Origin of the sequence: Bordetella bronchialis, from assembly GCF_001676705.1 — a bacterium.
Classification (GTDB): Bacteria; Pseudomonadota; Gammaproteobacteria; order Burkholderiales; family Burkholderiaceae_B; genus Bordetella_C; species Bordetella_C bronchialis.
Genome location: NZ_CP016170.1, coordinates 2,171,568 through 2,186,933, shown reverse-complemented (window position 1 = coordinate 2,186,933; position 15,366 = coordinate 2,171,568). Strand labels below are relative to the sequence as shown.

At 68.3% G+C, this 15,366-nt stretch carries 15 protein-coding genes; 6 read left to right on the top strand and 9 right to left on the bottom strand.

The window, feature by feature from the left end; translation table 11 throughout:
- Positions 1–12: 12 nt before the first annotated feature.
- On the bottom strand, positions 13–210 hold the full coding sequence (rpmI, locus tag BAU06_RS09830; protein ID WP_006387997.1) for a 50S ribosomal protein L35: 198 nt from the start codon (positions 208–210) through the stop codon (positions 13–15).
- Positions 211–942: 732 nt separating this feature from the next.
- On the opposite strand from rpmI, the gene BAU06_RS09825 reads away from it, so the two are divergent.
- The gene (locus BAU06_RS09825) at positions 943–3,240 is read left to right on the top strand and encodes a phosphocholine-specific phospholipase C (protein WP_066347906.1); all 2,298 of its coding nucleotides are present in this window, start codon (positions 943–945) and stop codon (positions 3,238–3,240) included.
- A gap of 110 nt (positions 3,241–3,350) precedes the next feature.
- Here BAU06_RS09825 and BAU06_RS26590 read toward each other — a convergent pair whose 3' ends face one another.
- Together BAU06_RS26590 and BAU06_RS09820 are read right to left on the bottom strand one after the other, a co-directional pair.
- A complete protein-coding gene (locus BAU06_RS26590; protein WP_156770201.1) occupies positions 3,351–3,509 on the bottom strand; it encodes a hypothetical protein in 159 nt (52 codons plus the stop codon).
- A gap of 70 nt (positions 3,510–3,579) precedes the next feature.
- Positions 3,580–5,094, bottom strand: a complete 1,515-nt coding sequence (locus tag BAU06_RS09820; protein WP_066347903.1) for a YifB family Mg chelatase-like AAA ATPase — start codon at positions 5,092–5,094, stop codon at positions 3,580–3,582.
- A gap of 472 nt (positions 5,095–5,566) precedes the next feature.
- On the opposite strand from BAU06_RS09820, the gene BAU06_RS09815 reads away from it, so the two are divergent.
- The 5 genes from BAU06_RS09815 to BAU06_RS09795 all read left to right on the top strand — a co-directional run bounded on the left by BAU06_RS09815 (position 5,567) and on the right by BAU06_RS09795 (position 10,109).
- Positions 5,567–6,472, top strand: a complete 906-nt coding sequence (locus BAU06_RS09815; RefSeq protein ID WP_066347899.1) for a TauD/TfdA dioxygenase family protein — start codon at positions 5,567–5,569, stop codon at positions 6,470–6,472.
- A gap of 85 nt (positions 6,473–6,557) precedes the next feature.
- Entirely contained in the window at positions 6,558–7,511 is a 954-nt protein-coding gene (locus BAU06_RS09810; RefSeq protein WP_066347897.1) for a LysR family transcriptional regulator, read from the top strand.
- Positions 7,508–8,323 (top strand): carbon-nitrogen hydrolase family protein, encoded by an 816-nt coding sequence (locus tag BAU06_RS09805; protein ID WP_066347895.1) that lies wholly within the window; start codon positions 7,508–7,510, stop codon positions 8,321–8,323. Before BAU06_RS09810 ends, BAU06_RS09805 begins: the two co-directional genes overlap by 4 nt.
- Position 8,324: 1 nt before the next feature.
- Positions 8,325–8,993 carry an RraA family protein gene (locus tag BAU06_RS09800; protein ID WP_066347893.1) on the top strand — a complete coding sequence of 223 codons (669 nt, stop codon included), beginning with the start codon at positions 8,325–8,327 and terminating at the stop codon, positions 8,991–8,993.
- Positions 8,994–9,113: 120 nt separating this feature from the next.
- Positions 9,114–10,109 (top strand): Bug family tripartite tricarboxylate transporter substrate binding protein, encoded by a 996-nt coding sequence (locus BAU06_RS09795; RefSeq protein WP_066347884.1) that lies wholly within the window; start codon positions 9,114–9,116, stop codon positions 10,107–10,109.
- 32 nt (positions 10,110–10,141) lie between these two features.
- Here the strand turns inward: BAU06_RS09795 and BAU06_RS09790 are convergent, their stop codons facing one another.
- From BAU06_RS09790 to BAU06_RS09765, 6 genes are read right to left on the bottom strand one after another with little or no spacing between them, the layout of a single operon-like run.
- Positions 10,142–10,501: a RidA family protein gene (locus tag BAU06_RS09790; protein WP_066347881.1), complete on the bottom strand. Its 360-nt coding sequence runs from the start codon at positions 10,499–10,501 to the stop codon at positions 10,142–10,144.
- Positions 10,498–11,661, bottom strand: coding sequence for an NAD(P)/FAD-dependent oxidoreductase (locus BAU06_RS09785; protein WP_066347870.1), 1,164 nt, complete (start codon positions 11,659–11,661; stop codon positions 10,498–10,500). Before BAU06_RS09785 ends, BAU06_RS09790 begins: the two co-directional genes overlap by 4 nt.
- Positions 11,662–11,670: 9 nt before the next feature.
- Positions 11,671–13,116 (bottom strand): FAD/NAD(P)-dependent oxidoreductase, encoded by a 1,446-nt coding sequence (locus tag BAU06_RS09780; protein WP_066347867.1) that lies wholly within the window; start codon positions 13,114–13,116, stop codon positions 11,671–11,673.
- Positions 13,113–13,421: a (2Fe-2S)-binding protein gene (locus tag BAU06_RS09775; protein WP_066347865.1), complete on the bottom strand. Its 309-nt coding sequence runs from the start codon at positions 13,419–13,421 to the stop codon at positions 13,113–13,115. The genes BAU06_RS09780 and BAU06_RS09775 overlap by 4 nt, the downstream gene beginning before the upstream one ends.
- The gene (locus tag BAU06_RS09770) at positions 13,405–14,565 is read right to left on the bottom strand and encodes an NAD(P)/FAD-dependent oxidoreductase (protein WP_066347862.1); all 1,161 of its coding nucleotides are present in this window, start codon (positions 14,563–14,565) and stop codon (positions 13,405–13,407) included. Before BAU06_RS09770 ends, BAU06_RS09775 begins: the two co-directional genes overlap by 17 nt.
- Positions 14,565–15,365, bottom strand: coding sequence for an ABC transporter permease (locus tag BAU06_RS09765; protein WP_066347861.1), 801 nt, complete (start codon positions 15,363–15,365; stop codon positions 14,565–14,567). Before BAU06_RS09765 ends, BAU06_RS09770 begins: the two co-directional genes overlap by 1 nt.
- Position 15,366 lies beyond the last annotated feature (1 nt).

Genomic DNA, 15,366 nt, shown 5'->3' with positions numbered 1-15,366 from the left:
CTCCGTAATCTATCAAGCGAAAGGCATCATGGCCTTGACCGAGGCGACATTCGTCTCGTGCACCGCGGCCGAACCGCGCAGTTGGCGCTTGTTCTTCGTGGTCTTCTTGGTCAGGATGTGGCGCTTGAAGGCCTGACCCCGCTTGATCGATCCGCTGCCGCGAACCTGAAAGCGCTTTGCCGCGCTTTTCTTGGTCTTCATCTTGGGCATGATAGTCCCTTGCTTCCTTTCGGAGTGTCGTCCGTTGCCGGACGAAGGTTGATTAACATCATGGTCGCGCAGGTGCTTGGCCGGCGAACGCCGCGCGCCGAAAACGGCATCGCGGCCCACGCCACGCACAAGGCTTCGAGGGCCTGGGGCCACCCGGACCACTTGTGGTCTGCTACTGGGGTTGCTACTGGGGTGATACTCGGTACTTCTACTGCTACTACAAACCGCGCTTTCCACACAACGGCGACGAAGCAGCAAGCTGCAAACCGCCGTGCGCTGAAGCCGGAAAGCCTTTGATTATATGGCATTTTCCGCGCCCTTGTCGAACCGCGGCACTGGGCAGTCCGGATGCGGCGCTCCTGTCATCCGTCCCCGTGGGAGCCGTCGAGAGCTAGCGTCAAGCCTGACGCCCCAGGCGGCCACTGCTCTGCCCGGGGGTCGCCATTGTGGCGCCGCCGCAACGCCGGGCCGCCGCCGTAGCGCGGGCAAGTTCCGAAACATCTTTTACCAACGCTCATCGACGTCCCGGGCCTACGCCACCCTGTCGGCATAAAGTCCTTGGTCGGCATGCCCCGACAACGATGGTTACGAAAGTTGCGCCTGCCGTCCATTCTTCGGCGCCGCGGCGCCGCCCGCGACGACACGCCAAGCAACCGTCATATGCCGTCTCTAGCCTCTGTCGCGTCGCCGATCCAGGCGGCCACGCCCCCCTAAGCCAAGGACACGCATACGATGACTTCCCGCCGTCAATTCCTTCACAGCGTCGCCACTTCCGGCCTGTCGGCCGCCGCGCTGGCGACGTTCCCGCCCGGTATCCGCCGCGCGCTGGCCATCCCGGCGCACCACGATACCGGCACGATCAAGGACGTGAAGCACGTCGTGCTGCTGATGATGGAAAACCGCTCCTTCGACAGCTACTTCGGCACCTTCAAGGGGGTGCGGGGCTACGGCGACCGGTTCGCGGTGCCGGCCCCCGGCGGCAAGAACATTTTCTACCAGAGCTATACGAAGACATCCCCCGCCACCACCTACACGCCCTATCACCTGGACGAGAACCAGGGCAACGCGCAGCGTGCCGGCAGCACGCCGCACAGCTGGGCGGACACGCAGGCCGCCTGGGACCACGGCCGCATGAACCGCTGGCCGGATGCCAAGAACCCGCTTTCCATGGGCTATTACGAAGATGCCGAAGTCCCGTTCCAGCGGGCGCTGGCCGATGCCTTCACCCTGTGCGACCACTACCATTGCGGCATGCACACCGGCACCATCGCCAACCGGCTGTTCTACTGGACCGGCACCAATGGCCCGAACGGCAGCGACCCGTCGGAGGGCGGGCCGGTCAACGTGGCGGTACTGAACAACCAGTACAACGGCGGCAACGACATCGGTCCGTCCACCGAAGGCTGGACCTGGACCACCTACGCCGACCGCCTGCAGAAGGCGGGGGTCCGCTGGAAGGTCTATCAAAGCCTGATCGACAACTACGGCTGCAACGAGATGATGAGCTTCCGCCACTGGCGCGCGGAAATCGAGAAGATGCCGCCCTCGCGGCGCCCCCTGTACGTCCCGAAGACCGATATCACGCAAGACGCCAGCCTGGCCGGCCCCGTGTACGACCCGCTGACCGATGACGCGCTGAGTCCCTTGGCCAAGGGCTTCGCCAACACCATGCCGCAGGGCTTCCTGGAAACCTTCCGCGCCGACATCCAGGCCGGCAAGCTGCCCGACGTGTCGTGGATTATCCCGCCGTCGGTATACAGCGAGCACCCCGGCCCCTCCAGCCCCGTGAAGGGCGGCTGGTATGTACAGGAGGTGCTGGATGCCCTGACGTCCAACCCCGAGGTCTGGAGCAAGACCGTGCTGCTGGTCAACTACGACGAGAACGACGGCTTCTTCGACCACATGCCGCCACCGTCGGCCCCTTCGCGCAATCCCGATGGCACCCTGGCCGGCGGCACCACGCTGCGCGATGACGAAATGGCGGTCGAATACCACGACTACACGCCGGCCACCGCGCAGCAACCCGCGCGCGACGGCCGCCCCTACGGGCCCGGCCCCCGCGTGCCGCTGTGGGTGGTCTCGCCCTGGAGCCGGGGCGGCTGGGTGAATTCCCAGGTGTTCGATCACACCTCCACGCTGATGTTCCTGGAAAAGCGCTTCGGCGTGAAGGAGCCGCAGATCAGCGATTACCGCCGCGCGGTGTGCGGCGACCTGACCAGCGCGTTCAACTTCGACAATCCCAACAATGAACCGCTGCCCACGCTGAACGGCAGTTCGACCAAAGACCAGGTCGACGCGCTGACGGCCGCGCAGCAAAGCGCGCCCAAGATCGCGCCGCCCGCCACGCCCAGCATGCCGGCGCAAGCCACCGGCGTACGCCCGTCGCGCGCGCTGCCCTACGAGCTGTCGGTGGATATCGACGCCCATCCAGGCCGCGGCACGGTGGAGCTGAAATTCCGCAATTCGGGCGACGCCGGGGCGGTATTCCATGTGTACGACAAACTGCACCTGGACCGCGTGCCGCGGCGCTATGCGGTCGAGCCGCGGCGCTCGCTGCAAGGCAACTGGGCCGCCGGCGCCGACGATGGCGGCAAATACGACCTGTGGGTGCTCGGCCCGAACGGCTTCCATCGCCACTTCGCGGGCGACCTGGACGCGCTGAACGGCCGCCGGGCGCCGGCGCCGGAAGTCGGGTTCGAGACCGACGGCAGAAGCGGCAACGTACGGCTGATCGTGCGCAACCAGGGCGACAGCCCGGTCGAATGCACGGTGAAATCCAACCGCGCCTACGGCGACCTGCGGGCACGTGGCGGCGACTTCGACGCCCGGCGCGACGGATCCTGGACGGCCACGGTGCGGCCGGGCCACAAAGCGCAGATGACGCTATCGCTGCGCGACAGCGGCAACTGGTATGACCTGCGGGTAACCGCGGATTCGGACGCAAGCTTCGTGCGCCGCCTGGCCGGTCGCGTCGAAACCGGCCGGCATTCCGTCAGCGACCCGGCGATGGGCCTGCCGGACGCGTTCTGACGCCGCGGGCGGCTTCCCTCGCCATCGCGCCCAGCCGGGCACCATGGCGAGCGGCCACCAAGTCCGCGTGCGCGCCGCGCCCGCCCCAAGCCGAGGGGCGGGCATGCGCATCACTGCCCGGTATCGGGGTACATGGGCCCCGCGTAGCTGAAGCCGTATTTCCATGCGTCGCCGTTGACGCGTTCGGCGCTGGGGGCGGCGCAGCCGCCCAGCATCGCTGCCAGCGCAATGGCCAACGCGGCTATACGGATGCGGTTTCTGCTGTCCATCGATATCTCTCCTTGCAGGCCCGACGTCTGGCCGGACGGCGCGCGGGCCCCCGCCGATTACCCAGCGGCTTTATCCGGGTTGCCGCAGCTGCACCCCTTCCGCGATGTGGCGCGCGCCGACGACGGGCTCGCCTTCCAGGTCCGCGGCCGTGCGGGCCACCCTTAGCACGCGATGCGCGGCGCGTCCGGACGCGTTCAGGCTGGCCATCGCCTGGCGCAACAAGACCCGCGCGTCATCCGCGAGGGGACAATGTAGCGTCAATTCGCGCGGGTCGAGCCGCGCGTTCACCTTGCCCTGGCGTGCCTGCTGGCGCGCGCGGCAGTCTAGGACACGATCGCGCACGGCGGCCGATGCCTCGCCCGGGGGGCCGTCCATCCAATCGGGCTCGGGCGGCGGCAACTCTATCTGAAGATCGATGCGATCCAGCAAGGGACCGGACAACCTGGCGCGGTAGCGCTGGGCCTGTTCAGGCGTGCAGCGACAGGCGATGCGAGGATGCCCGCGCCATCCGCAGGGACAGGGATTCATGGCGGCGATCAACTGGAAACGCGCCGGATACTGCAAGGTATGGGCGGCGCGGGCGATCTCCACGCTGCCGCTTTCCAGGGGTTCGCGCAAGGCCTCCAGCGCGCGGCGATCGAACTCCGGCAATTCGTCCAGGAACAATACGCCGTGATGCGCCAGGCTGATTTCACCCGGCCGCGGACGCGTGCCGCCGCCCACCAGGGCGGCCGCGGTGGCGCAATGATGTGGCGCCCGGAACGGGGGCCGGAGACTGAAGGTTGCATCGCCACCCGCCAGGCCGGCGATGGCGGACACCTCCAGCGCCTGGACGAGCGACAGCCGGGGCAACAGCCCCGGCAGGCGATGCGCGAGCATGCTCTTGCCCGCGCCCGGCGGCCCCACCATCAGCAGGCTGTGGCCGCCGGCCGCCGCCAGCTCCAGCGCGCGGCGGGCCCCGCCCTGCCCGCGCACATCGGACAGGCAGGGCCCGTCGGCCGCCTCCGGCCACGGCGCGGGCACGGCGCGCGGCATGGCGGCTTCGCCGCTAAGATGCGCCACGACATCGCCCAGGGTGGCTGCGGACAACACCTGCAAGCCGGGAACATGCGCCGCTTGCGCCGCGCTGGCCGCGGGCAGGACGAGCGTGGCATCCGCATGATCGGCCGCCACGCCCAGGGCGATGGCCAGGGGCGCGGCGATGGGCACCAGGACACCGGTCAGCGAGAGCTCGCCGGCCAGCACCATGGCGGAAAGGCAGGACGTGTCCGCCCGGCCCAGCAGTTCCGGCATGGGGATCTGGCCGGAGGCCAGCAGCACGCCCACGGCGATGGGCAGGTCGAAGCGCGCCGATTCCTTGCGCAGATCCGCGGGCGACAGGCTGACGGTCAGCCGCCCGGCGGGAAATTCGAAGCCGCTGTTCTGGATGGCGGCCCGCACGCGTTCCCGGCTTTCGCGCACGGCCGCGTCGGCCAAGCCCACCACGGTGAACGACGGCAGGCCCGGGGCGAGATGGGTTTCCACCCGCACCGGCACCGCCCGCAGGCCCGCCAGCGCGCGGCTGCCCAGGACGGCAAGACTCATGACCACCACGCTGTTTCCGAAGAAGGGCCCAGTATGCGGAAATCCTTGCCGGCACATCGGCCGGCCAGGATGAAAGTGTCACGGTCGGGGCCCTGGGCTTTCCCTTGCGGACGTGCGATCGAGAAGGTCGGTGGAGCAGCCCGCCGATTTCCGGATGGAGGACCTGCGCGCCGTCATTGAAGGTGTATGTCGCCCTCCGCGATCACCTTGGCCCATTTGCTGTTTTCGCCGGCGACGAATGCCGCGGTTTCCGCCCCGATCAGGTCGTTCATTGCCGGCCCGCTGCCCTTGTAGGGGCAAGCCAGCCGGCAAGGCCCCCCGCAACAAAACCTTGGCCGGCCTGCAAGAAAAAAGCGTTCGACGCCCTGCCACGCCAGACCAGATACTGCATCCACCTTGACCGCGGCGTGACGCAACCGGATCCGACGGGTCGACGCGGGCAAGGTCATTTTGAAAACGGGAGCAAACTGCCATGGCTATCGTCGTCAAACCATTCGCGCGGAACTTCGGCGCCGATATCGTCGGCGCGCCGCCGGACCTGCAAGTATCGGACGACGACTTTCGGGTGATCGAATCCGCCTGGGCGGCACATAGCATCTTGCGGTTTCGCGGCCTGGACATGAGCCCGGAACAGCATGTGGCGTTCAGCCGGCGCTTCGGCCCGCTGCACATCATGACGCCGCTGAAATTCAACCTTGCCGGCCATCCCGAGATCTTCGTCGTCTCCAATGCCAGCAAGGACGACCCGAGCCGGCCGATCGCGCAGGAACAAGGCGCGGGCGACGCAGGCTTGAAGCGTGCCGGCGAAGGCTTCCACACGGATGGCGAGGACAAGCGCATCCCCAACGCCGGATCCTTCCTCTACGCCAAAAGCGTGCCGCCCGAACGCGGCGACACGCTGTTCGCCGATATGTACGCGGCCTACGAAGCGCTGCCGGACAAGATCAAGCAGGCCATGGCCGGACGGCGGGCGCGCTACAGCCGGATCGACCTGCATCACGTCTACTACCCGCTGATGGACCCGCTGACGGAAGAGCAGAAACGCGAGCGTCCGGATGTCTGCCATCCGCTGGCGCGCCGGCATCCGGTAACCGGCCGCACCTCGCTCTATATCGGCCGCTGGGCCTGCGACATCGAAGGCCTGCCCAAGGACGAAGGGCGCGCGCTCGTGCGCTATCTGCAGGAATTCGCCCGGCAGCCGCGCTTCCTGTTTCGCCAGCAGTGGCTGCCGGGCGACGCGATTCTTTGGGACAACCGCTGCACCCAGCACTGCGCGACGGGATTCGACGACACGCGCTATGTCCGCACCATGCACCGCACGACGCTGGAAGGCGACGAACCGCGCATGGCCGAAACCTCCGCGGCCCTGGCGCTGTGAGCCGGGCCGGGCGCGGGGTAGTCACCAATGGCGCGCGATCCGATTCGGGGCATGATCGACGAATCACCAACGATCGAGAAATGCCATGAACATCCGCTTTCTGGAAACCGTGCTGTGGCTGGCCAGGCTGCGCAGCATCAAGGCCACCGCGGAAAAGCTGTGCATCACGCACACGGCGATATCCAACCGCATCGCTTCCATCGAGTCGGACCTGGGCGTGCGGCTCTTCGTGCGCTCCGAACTGGGCTTCGAGCCGACGGCCGAAGGACGACGCTTCATCGACCAGGCGCAGATCATCATCGACGACTACCAGAAGCTGCGCCGCATGATGCTGGACCCGGCGGAAATGCGCGGCCAAGTGCGGGTCGGTGCGGTCAGCACCCTTATCCCCACCCTCTTCCCGCCCCTGGTCAAGACCATCCGCGAGGAGTATCCGCATATCTCCCTGAGCGTGACGACGCAGCTTTCGGAGCTGCTGCTCGCCGAGCTGGACGCCGGCCGGCGGGACATCGTGCTGGTGTCGATCACGCCACCTGCCGAGGCTGGGGTGGTGATCGTGCCCTTGCTGAGCTTCTCGATGTGTTTCGTGGCCAGCCCATCGCTGGGTATTCCGCTGGACCGTCCGCTATCTCCGCAAGACCTGGCCCGCTATCCGGTGATCGGCTATCCCCACGGCACGCCGTCGCAGGCCCGGCTGGACAGTTACTTCGCCGACGAGGCGCAGCAGACGGTAGTGATCCACGCTTCGGCGGCGGTGCCCACCAACGTGCAGATGGCGGCGTCCGGCATCGGCATATGCGCGGTCCCGCGGGCGGTGGTACGGCAGGAGATCGATCGGGGCGCCCTGGTCGAGCTGCCGGTGGTCAAGCCTTTCGTCGCTGTCAATTACGTGGCGGTGTTTGCCGACCGCGAACATTCCGACCTGCCGCGTGGCGTGGCCGCCCTGGCCCGCCAGGCCGCCAAGCTGTATTGCCAGGCTTCCGACCCCGCCTGGGCATGGGAAGACGAATCCACGGACGCCGTCCAGGAGGACATGTGAAAGCCAGCATCATCCAGATGAATTCCGTGGCCGACAAGCCGCGAAACATCGAGACCGCGCGCCGCCTCGCGCGCCGCGCCATTGAAGAGGACGGCGCCCGCCTGGTGTCCTTCCCCGAGCATTTCGACTGGGCCGGCGGCACGGTGGCCGACAAAGTCGCCGCGGGAGAAGCGGAACGCGACGGCCCGGCTTACGACATGTGCCGGCGGCTGGCGGTCGACCACGGCATCCATGTGCACTCGGGCAGCTTCTACGAGCGCTCGCCAGATCCCGCCAGGGTCTATAACACATCGGTGGTCTTCGATCCCCGGGGGCGCGAGATCGCCCGCTATCGGAAGATCCATTTGTTCGACATCGTCGCGCCCGACGGCCTGCGCTATGGCGAATCGGACGCGGTGATGGCGGGCCGCGAGTCGGTGGTGGCGGAAATCGATGGCGTGGTCTTCGGCCTGGCCATCTGCTACGACCTGCGCTTTCCCGAACTATTCCAGATACTGGTCGAGCGCGGCGCCCAGGCCATCCTGCTGCCAGCCTCCTTCACGCTGCAGACGGGCAAGGATCACTGGGAGGTGCTGTGCCGCGCGCGGGCCATCGAAACCCAGTGCTACTTCCTGGCGCCCGCGCAGATCGGCCCCTTCATGCAGGACGGCGAGCGCCGGCATACCTATGGCCATACGCTGGTCTGCGATCCCTGGGGCCACGTGGTGGCGAAGGCCTCGGACGAAGAAGGCTTCGTCACCGCGCGCATCGACCCGGCGCTGGTGCGACGCGTACGAGCGCAGATCCCGTTGGCCAGCCATAAGGTGCTTTGAGATGAAGAAATACGTCATAGGCCCGTCCCCCGCCGCGCTGGACCCGTCGGTTTTCGAATTGCTCGAAGACGTGGAGACCGCGACCGTCGGACACTTCCGGCATTGGGGCTTCATGGATCCGGCGATCCAGGCGCTGGGCACGCCCGCCCGCATCATCGGGCGGGCGGTCACCCTGGCGCTGCCGGCGCAGGACTCCACCCTGCTCCATCACGCGCTGGGGCAGCTGAGGCCTGGCGATGTCGTCGTCATCGACAGGCTGGGCGACCGCAAGCACGCCTGCTGGGGCGGCGGCGTGACGCAACAGGCCAGCAAGGCAGGCGCGGCCGGCGCGGTGGTGGACGGCGCCTGCACCGATCCATCCGAGATCGCCGCCTTCGGCATGCCCGTCTGGTGCCGGGGCGTTTCCCCGATCACCACGCGCATCTACGACCTGGCCGGCATGCTCAACATGCCGGTGTCTTGCGGCGGCGTCGTGGTCAATCCGGGCGACGTCATCCTGGCCGATGAGAACGGTGTGCTGGTGCTGCCGCCAAGAGAGATCGCCGAAGTCGCCGCGATGGCGAAAGCGAAGCAGGCGCGGCAACGCGCCAATGCGGAGAAGATCGCCGCCGGCGCGGCCCTGCTTGGCGAGCTCTCCGGCGCCAGCGGCCACGTGGCGCGGGATGGCTGAATTCGATCGGCCCGCGTTACCGCAGGCCGTGAAGCGCACCGCCCAAGGCGGCGAGTCGAGGGGACAAGCCAAGGCGGCGGAGTCGGACCGCCATCAACAGAACCTATCAAGGGGAGTCTCATGCAGACTACGCACATATTCACGAAGCGACTGGGTTTGCTCGCGCTATGTGGCGCCATGGGCGCCATCCCGTTGGCGGCCGCCGCCCAGCAAGGATGGCCCGATCGTGCCATCCGCATTATCGTGCCCTTCCCGCCCGGCAATTCCTCCGATGTATCGATGCGCCTGGTCGCCGAGCAGCTTGGCGGCAGCCTGCACCAGAGCGTCGTGGTGGAAAACCGCACCGGCGCGGGCGGCTCGATCGGCACGGCCTACGCCGCCAAGGCGCCGGCGGACGGCTACACCCTGGCAATGGGATCGACGGGCCCGATGTCCATCGGGCAGTGGCTGCATCCCGGTACGCTGGGCTATGACCCCGCCAAGGACTTCGTGCCGGTCGGCGCGGTGGCGTGGGCGCCGCAGGTGCTGGTGGTGCGCAAATCCTTTCCCGCCTCGACTTTCCCGGAGATGCTGGCGTACGCGAAACAGCCCGGCGTGCACCTGAAATACGGCTCGTCCGGCATAGGCACGACGCCGCATCTGGTCATTTCGGCAATGCTGAAACAGGCGGGCATCGAAGCCGCGCATATTCCCTATCGCGGCGGCGTACAGACCGCCACCGATCTGGTGGGCGGACAGATCGATTTCATCTCGGACAACGTACCGGTGGTGGCAGGGCTGTTGGCCAAGGACGTCGTGAAGCCGCTGGGCGTCAGCTCGAACACGCGCATCCCTTCCCTGCCCGATGTTCCTACCCTGCAGGAACAGGGATTGAAGGACTTCAACCTGCAGGGCTGGATCATCCTGATGGCGCCCGCAGGTACGCCGCAGCCCATCGTCGACCGGCTGCGCGCGGAAATGCGGAAAATCGTCGCGAAGCCCGAAGTTCGGGACAGGATCAATGGCCTGGGGCTGCTGCCCATGGATATGGGCACGGCGCAACTGGGCGGTTTCCTGGCCAATGAATCGACCAAGTGGAAGCAGCTCGTCAAACAGTCCGGCGCCGCGGAGAACTGACGCGGCCGGGCTCCGGTTTCCGGCCCGCCGGATCAGCCCGGGCGCCTGGCGGCCGTCACGATGATCTCCACCAGCAGATCGGGCGAGGCCAGCCTGGCCTCGCACGTCGCCCGCGTCGGCAGCGCATCGGCCGGCGCCCATTCGGCCCATACCTGGTTCATGCCGGCGAAATCGCGCTCGATGTCCTTCAGCCAGATCTGTACCGACAGCAGGCGCGTCTTATCCGTATCGGCCCGCGCCAGATAGCCGTCGATCTTGGCCAGCACGTCGCGCGTCTGCGCGACGATGCCGCCCTCGGCGGAAGAGGTCACGCCCGCCACGTACACGGTGTCGCCGTGTATCACGATGCGGCTCAGGCGCTCGTTGGAATCCTTGCGCACGATATCGGTCATGGGTGCTGCTCCTTGGAAGTGGAAGCCGGCGCGCCCGTGGCACCGGCGAAACGATCGATGGCGAAGGGCGCGATCGGCAGCGCGGTTGCACCGGTGGTGATCAGATCGGCCATGATCCGGCCGACGATAGGCCCCAGCTCGAAGCCATGCGCGGAGAAGCCGAAGGCGTGGAAGGCGCTGTCAAAACGGCGGCTGCGCCCGATCACGGGAATCTCGTCGGGCATGGCGGCCTCGATGCCGGCCCAGCCGCGATTCACCACCGCGTGGCGCATGTGCGGAAACAGGTCGCATACCGTGCGTGCGCCCTCGGCCAGCGAATGAAAGTCCAGTTCGGTCCATTCGGCGTCGCGGTCGACCCAGGCGCGCCGGCCGCCGCCGATCAGCACGGTGCCGTTGGCGCGCTGCTTGAACGACAGCGGCCGGCCGGTGCCCAGCACCACCGCATCCAGGAAATGGTCCATGCGCAGCGTCACCAGCATCATCGGGCCGATGGCGGTCAGCGGCACCGGCTCGCCCCATTCGGCGGCGATGCGGTCGGCCCAGGCGCCCGCGCAGTTGAGCACCTGCGGCGCGGTGTACACCCCGGCGTCGGTCTCGACCCGCCATTGCCCTTGCTCGTGCGCGGTGCGCAGCACGCGCACGCCTTCCAGGAAACGCGCGCCCAGGCTGGCGGCCTTGCGGCGGAACGCCAGGGTGGTGCGATAGGGATCGGCGGCCGCGTCCTCGCGCGCGATCAGTCCGCCGTGCACCGTGGGCGCCAGCGCGGGAATCATCGCCCGCAGTTCGTCGCGGCCTATCCATTGCTCATGGGTATAGCCATGCGCCCGCATCGTCGCCAGGCGTTCGCGCAGCGCCGCCGCGTCGGCCTCGTTCTCGGCCACGCGCACCTGTCCATGCTGTTCGAAGCCGCAGTCGTCATCGACCAGCTCGCCGATGCGATACCAGAGCTCGCGCGAGGCCAGCGCCAGCGGCACCTCGGCCAGATGCCGCGCCAGCGTGCGCACGCCGCCCGCATTCACTCCCGAGGCATGGCGGCCGACGTAGTTCTTCTCGATCACCAGCGCCGGCACGCCGGCGCGCGCCAGGTGCAGCGCCGCCGAACTGCCGTGCAGGCCGCCGCCGATGATGATGACGGCGGCCGAACGGGGAGCGTCCGTCATGGCGGCCTCCTATTTCTTCAGGCGCACCACCGCCTGGCGGGATTCGTCGGTCTGCGGCAGCGACGCCAGCTCGCCCAGCGTCAGCGGCTTGGTCGGGAAGCGCAGGCGGTAGTAGCCCACTTCCGGCACCGGCACGCCGCGTTCCTCGGCGATGATCTCCGACACCGTCAGGCCGCAGAAACGGCCTTGGCAGGGCCCCATGCCGCAGCGCAGGAAGGCCTTCATCTGGTTCGGACCGCCGCAACCGAGCTTGACCGTGTCGCGCACCTGCGCCGCCGTCACTTCCTCGCAGCGGCAGACGATGGTATCGCCGGTGGGACGACGGAAGGTCTCCGGGGCCTTGTACAAGGCGTCGAAGAAGTCGCGTCCGCGCACCGCCCGCGCCAAGGCGGCGCGCGGCGCGGCGGCTTCGCTGTCGCGCCGCGCGGCATCGATGCGGCCCAGCAGATGCGCCGCCTGCAAGGCCGCCAGCCGGCCGCGCTGCTCGGCCGCCAGCGCGCCGGCGATGCCGGCGCCGTCGCCCGCCATGCCGACGCCGTCCACCGAGGTCAGGCCCCAGTCGTCCACGTCCGGCTCCCAGCAATCCAGCGCCGTATTCCAGCGGTGCTCGGCGCCGATGGCGCGCGACAGGTTGACGTTGGGCACAACGCCCTGGTGCAGCAGCAGTTGTTGCGCGGGCAGGGTCCGGGTTTGTCCCGCCGCGGTGGTGTAGCGCACGCTTTCCAGCTTGTCCTGGCCCAGCGCCTCCAGCGCCGTCACGCCCCGGACGATGGGTATCGCCGCCTTGACCGCGCGCAACAGCGACAGCCCCTTGCCCAGGTAGGGCGAACGCAGGAAGTCCCACACCTTCGGCAAGGCCTGGCGCAGGCGACCGGGCGGCGTGGTTTCGAGCAGCGCGTCGACCTTCACGCCGGCATTCAAATACTGCCAGGCCACCAGGTATAGCAGCGGTCCACAGCCGGCCAGCACGGTGCGGTCGGCCGGCACCACGCCCGCCGACTTCAGCAGGATCTGCGCCGCGCCGGCGGTGATGACGCCCGGCAGCGTCCAGCCCGGGATCGGGAAGGGGCGCTCCTGCGCGCCGGTGGCCAGCAGCAGGCGCCGCGCATGCAGGATGCGCGCCTCGCCCGCCACCGAATACGCCACCTCGAAGCCCAGCGCCGGCTCCGGCGCCGTACGCTCGGCCACCGCCCATACGGTCGCGCCCGCCACATAGCGCGCGCCGGACTGCCTGAACGGCTCGACCAGCGAGGCGCCGTGCCAGTAGTCCGGCCCCAGCACGGCGCGGTCGGTGACCGGCGTGGTGGTGATGGCGCGGTAGATCTGCCCGCCCGGCGCGGGCTGTTCATCCAGCAGCACCGTCTCGACGCCCAGCCGCGCGGCCGTCGTGGCCGCGGCCAGCCCGGCCGGCCCGGCGCCCACCACCAGCAAATCGCATTGCATCGTCTCTATCATGCCCGCACCTTGCGCGCGCCCAGCTGGCGCTCGATCTTCATGCCTTCGCGCACGGCCGTCATGCAGCCCTGCTGGTTCGCCTGGCCATCGATGGTGACCAGGCAGTCGTAGCACACGCCCATCATGCAATAGGGCCCGCGCGGCACCTCGCCCACCGCGGTATCGCGACAGGCCTGCACGCCGCCGGCGAACAATGCCGCGGCCACGCTGTCGCCGGCGCGGCATTGCAATTCGGCGCCATTGACGGTCACCCGCACCGGCGCGCCTTGCGCCTGCCGCTGCGCTTCGTCAAGCCTCTTGAACATGGAACCTCCGGGTCGAGAAGGGCGCCATGTCGTCGGCCAGCCGGCCGGCGGCGATCATCGGCGCCAGTTTGAGCGCGTGCGCGGCGGCCAGGGTCACGCCGCTGTGACAGGTGGCGACGAAAGCGCCCGGGCACGCCTCGGATTGTTGATAGATGGGGAAACCATCCTTGGACATCACGCGCAGCGCGGCCCAGCTGCGCACCACCCGCACCTCGCGCAGGGCCGGCAAGGTACGCACGGCGCGGTCGGCCAGCGTGCCCAGGATAGGCAAGCCCACCTGGTTGTCCACATAGCCGGCCTCTTCCTGCGAGTCGCCGATCAGCCAGGTGCCCTCATCGGTCTGGCGCAAGGTGGAAAGCGGCGTTTCCAGCAGGCGGCGGGTCCGCTCCAGCACCACGATCTGGCCGCGCTGCGGCCGCACCGGCACCGACAGGCCGACCTGTTCGCCCAGCGCCTTGTTCGACAGCCCGCTGGCCAACACCAGCTTGCGGCCGCGCACCGTGCCGGCCGGCGTGGTGATCTCGAACACGCCGTCGTTTTGGCGGATGTTTTGCGCCGGACAGCGCGGCAGGTAATCCACGGCCCGCTGTGCAAAACTCATGTGCAGCGCACGCAGCAGCTTCAGCGGATTGGCGATGCCGTCCACCGGCGTCCAGCTGGCGCCGCGTACCTCGGGACCGATGCCCGGCACCATGTCGGCCAGCTCCTGGCGATCCAGCAGCTTCCAGTCGTATTGCGCCATGCCGGGCTGCGCCAGCAGCGTGCGCATGAAGGTGGCGCGCGCTTCCATTTCCTCGTCGCTCAATAGCGCGTGCAGGCCGCCGCGCTGCTCCAGGTGCACGTCCACGCCGGTCTGGTCCCGCAGCTCGGCCGCCAGTTGCGACCAGGCGGTGGCCGAGGTCATGGTCCACACGCCGTAGCGCGGCAGCCCCATGCCCTTGCTCTGCACCCATACCAGGCCGAAGTTGCCGCGTGAGGCACGGTAGGCGACATCGCCCTCGTCCAGCACCGCGACGCGGTCCAGCTCGCGCCGCAGCCCGTAGGCCAGGGCCGAGCCGACCAGGCCGCCGCCGATCACCACGGCGTCGTAGACGCCGCGATGCGCCGGCGCGCGCGGCGCCGCCAGTTGTGTTTCGTCCGTCATTAACGTCCCTTTCCGACAAACAGCTTTTCCAGGCCCACCAGGCGGTCCAGGATGAAGATGGCGATGATGGTCACGTAGATCAGCACGGCCGACACGGCCGTCACCAGTGGGTCGATGGTGTCCTCGATGTGCAGGAAGATGCGCACCGGCAGCGTGGTCGTGGACGGCGAAGCGATGAAGATCGACATGGTCAGCTCGTCGAAGCTGGTGATGAAGGCGATCACCCAGCCGCTTACCACGCCCGGCAGCAGCAGCGGCAGCACCACACGCCGGAAGGCGGTCCAGTTGGACGCGCCCAGCGACTGCGCCGCACGCTCCAGCGCCGGGTCGATGCCGGTGGCCGACGCCAGCACCAGCCGCAGCGCATAGGGCATTACCAGGATCACGTGCGCCACCACCAGCCCGACATAGGTGCCGGCCAGGTCCACGGTGGTGAAGAACTTCAGGAAGGCCAAGCCCAGCACCACGTGCGGAATCATCAGCGGCGACAGGAAGAACGCCAGCAAGGCTTCGCGGCCAACGAACCGGTTGCGCGCCAGCGCCAACGCGCTGGGGACCGCCAGCCCGATCGCCAGCGTGGCCGACAGCGTGCCCAGCCCCAGGCTGAACCAGAACGCCTCGATGAAGCGGGGGTTGTCCAGGATGGCGCGGAACCAGCGCAGGGACAGGCCGCCGCTGGGCAGCGAGATGAAACCCTCGGAGGTGAACGCCACCGCGCAGACCATCACGATGGGCGCCAGGATGAACAGGATGAAAAGCGTATGGAACAGCAGGCCGATGGGGCCGTTCCGGAAGTTCATG

What these genes read in the sequence shown, in the direction of transcription:
- BAU06_RS09780 (WP_066347867.1), bottom strand. Translation starts at nt 13,116, where the DNA reads ATGATAGAGACGATGCAATGCGATTTGCTGGTGGTGGGCGCCGGGCCG.
- BAU06_RS09800 (WP_066347893.1), top strand. Translation starts at nt 8,325, where the DNA reads ATGAAGAAATACGTCATAGGCCCGTCCCCCGCCGCGCTGGACCCGTCG.
- BAU06_RS09825 (WP_066347906.1), top strand. Translation starts at nt 943, where the DNA reads ATGACTTCCCGCCGTCAATTCCTTCACAGCGTCGCCACTTCCGGCCTG.
- BAU06_RS09820 (WP_066347903.1), bottom strand. Translation starts at nt 5,094, where the DNA reads ATGAGTCTTGCCGTCCTGGGCAGCCGCGCGCTGGCGGGCCTGCGGGCG.
- rpmI (WP_006387997.1), bottom strand. Translation starts at nt 210, where the DNA reads ATGCCCAAGATGAAGACCAAGAAAAGCGCGGCAAAGCGCTTTCAGGTT.
- BAU06_RS09775 (WP_066347865.1), bottom strand. Translation starts at nt 13,421, where the DNA reads ATGTTCAAGAGGCTTGACGAAGCGCAGCGGCAGGCGCAAGGCGCGCCG.
- BAU06_RS09815 (WP_066347899.1), top strand. Translation starts at nt 5,567, where the DNA reads ATGGCTATCGTCGTCAAACCATTCGCGCGGAACTTCGGCGCCGATATC.
- BAU06_RS09785 (WP_066347870.1), bottom strand. Translation starts at nt 11,661, where the DNA reads ATGACGGACGCTCCCCGTTCGGCCGCCGTCATCATCATCGGCGGCGGC.
- BAU06_RS09810 (WP_066347897.1), top strand. Translation starts at nt 6,558, where the DNA reads ATGAACATCCGCTTTCTGGAAACCGTGCTGTGGCTGGCCAGGCTGCGC.
- BAU06_RS09765 (WP_066347861.1), bottom strand. Translation starts at nt 15,365, where the DNA reads ATGAACTTCCGGAACGGCCCCATCGGCCTGCTGTTCCATACGCTTTTC.
- BAU06_RS09795 (WP_066347884.1), top strand. Translation starts at nt 9,114, where the DNA reads ATGCAGACTACGCACATATTCACGAAGCGACTGGGTTTGCTCGCGCTA.
- BAU06_RS09770 (WP_066347862.1), bottom strand. Translation starts at nt 14,565, where the DNA reads ATGACGGACGAAACACAACTGGCGGCGCCGCGCGCGCCGGCGCATCGC.
- BAU06_RS09790 (WP_066347881.1), bottom strand. Translation starts at nt 10,501, where the DNA reads ATGACCGATATCGTGCGCAAGGATTCCAACGAGCGCCTGAGCCGCATC.
- BAU06_RS26590 (WP_156770201.1), bottom strand. Translation starts at nt 3,509, where the DNA reads ATGGACAGCAGAAACCGCATCCGTATAGCCGCGTTGGCCATTGCGCTG.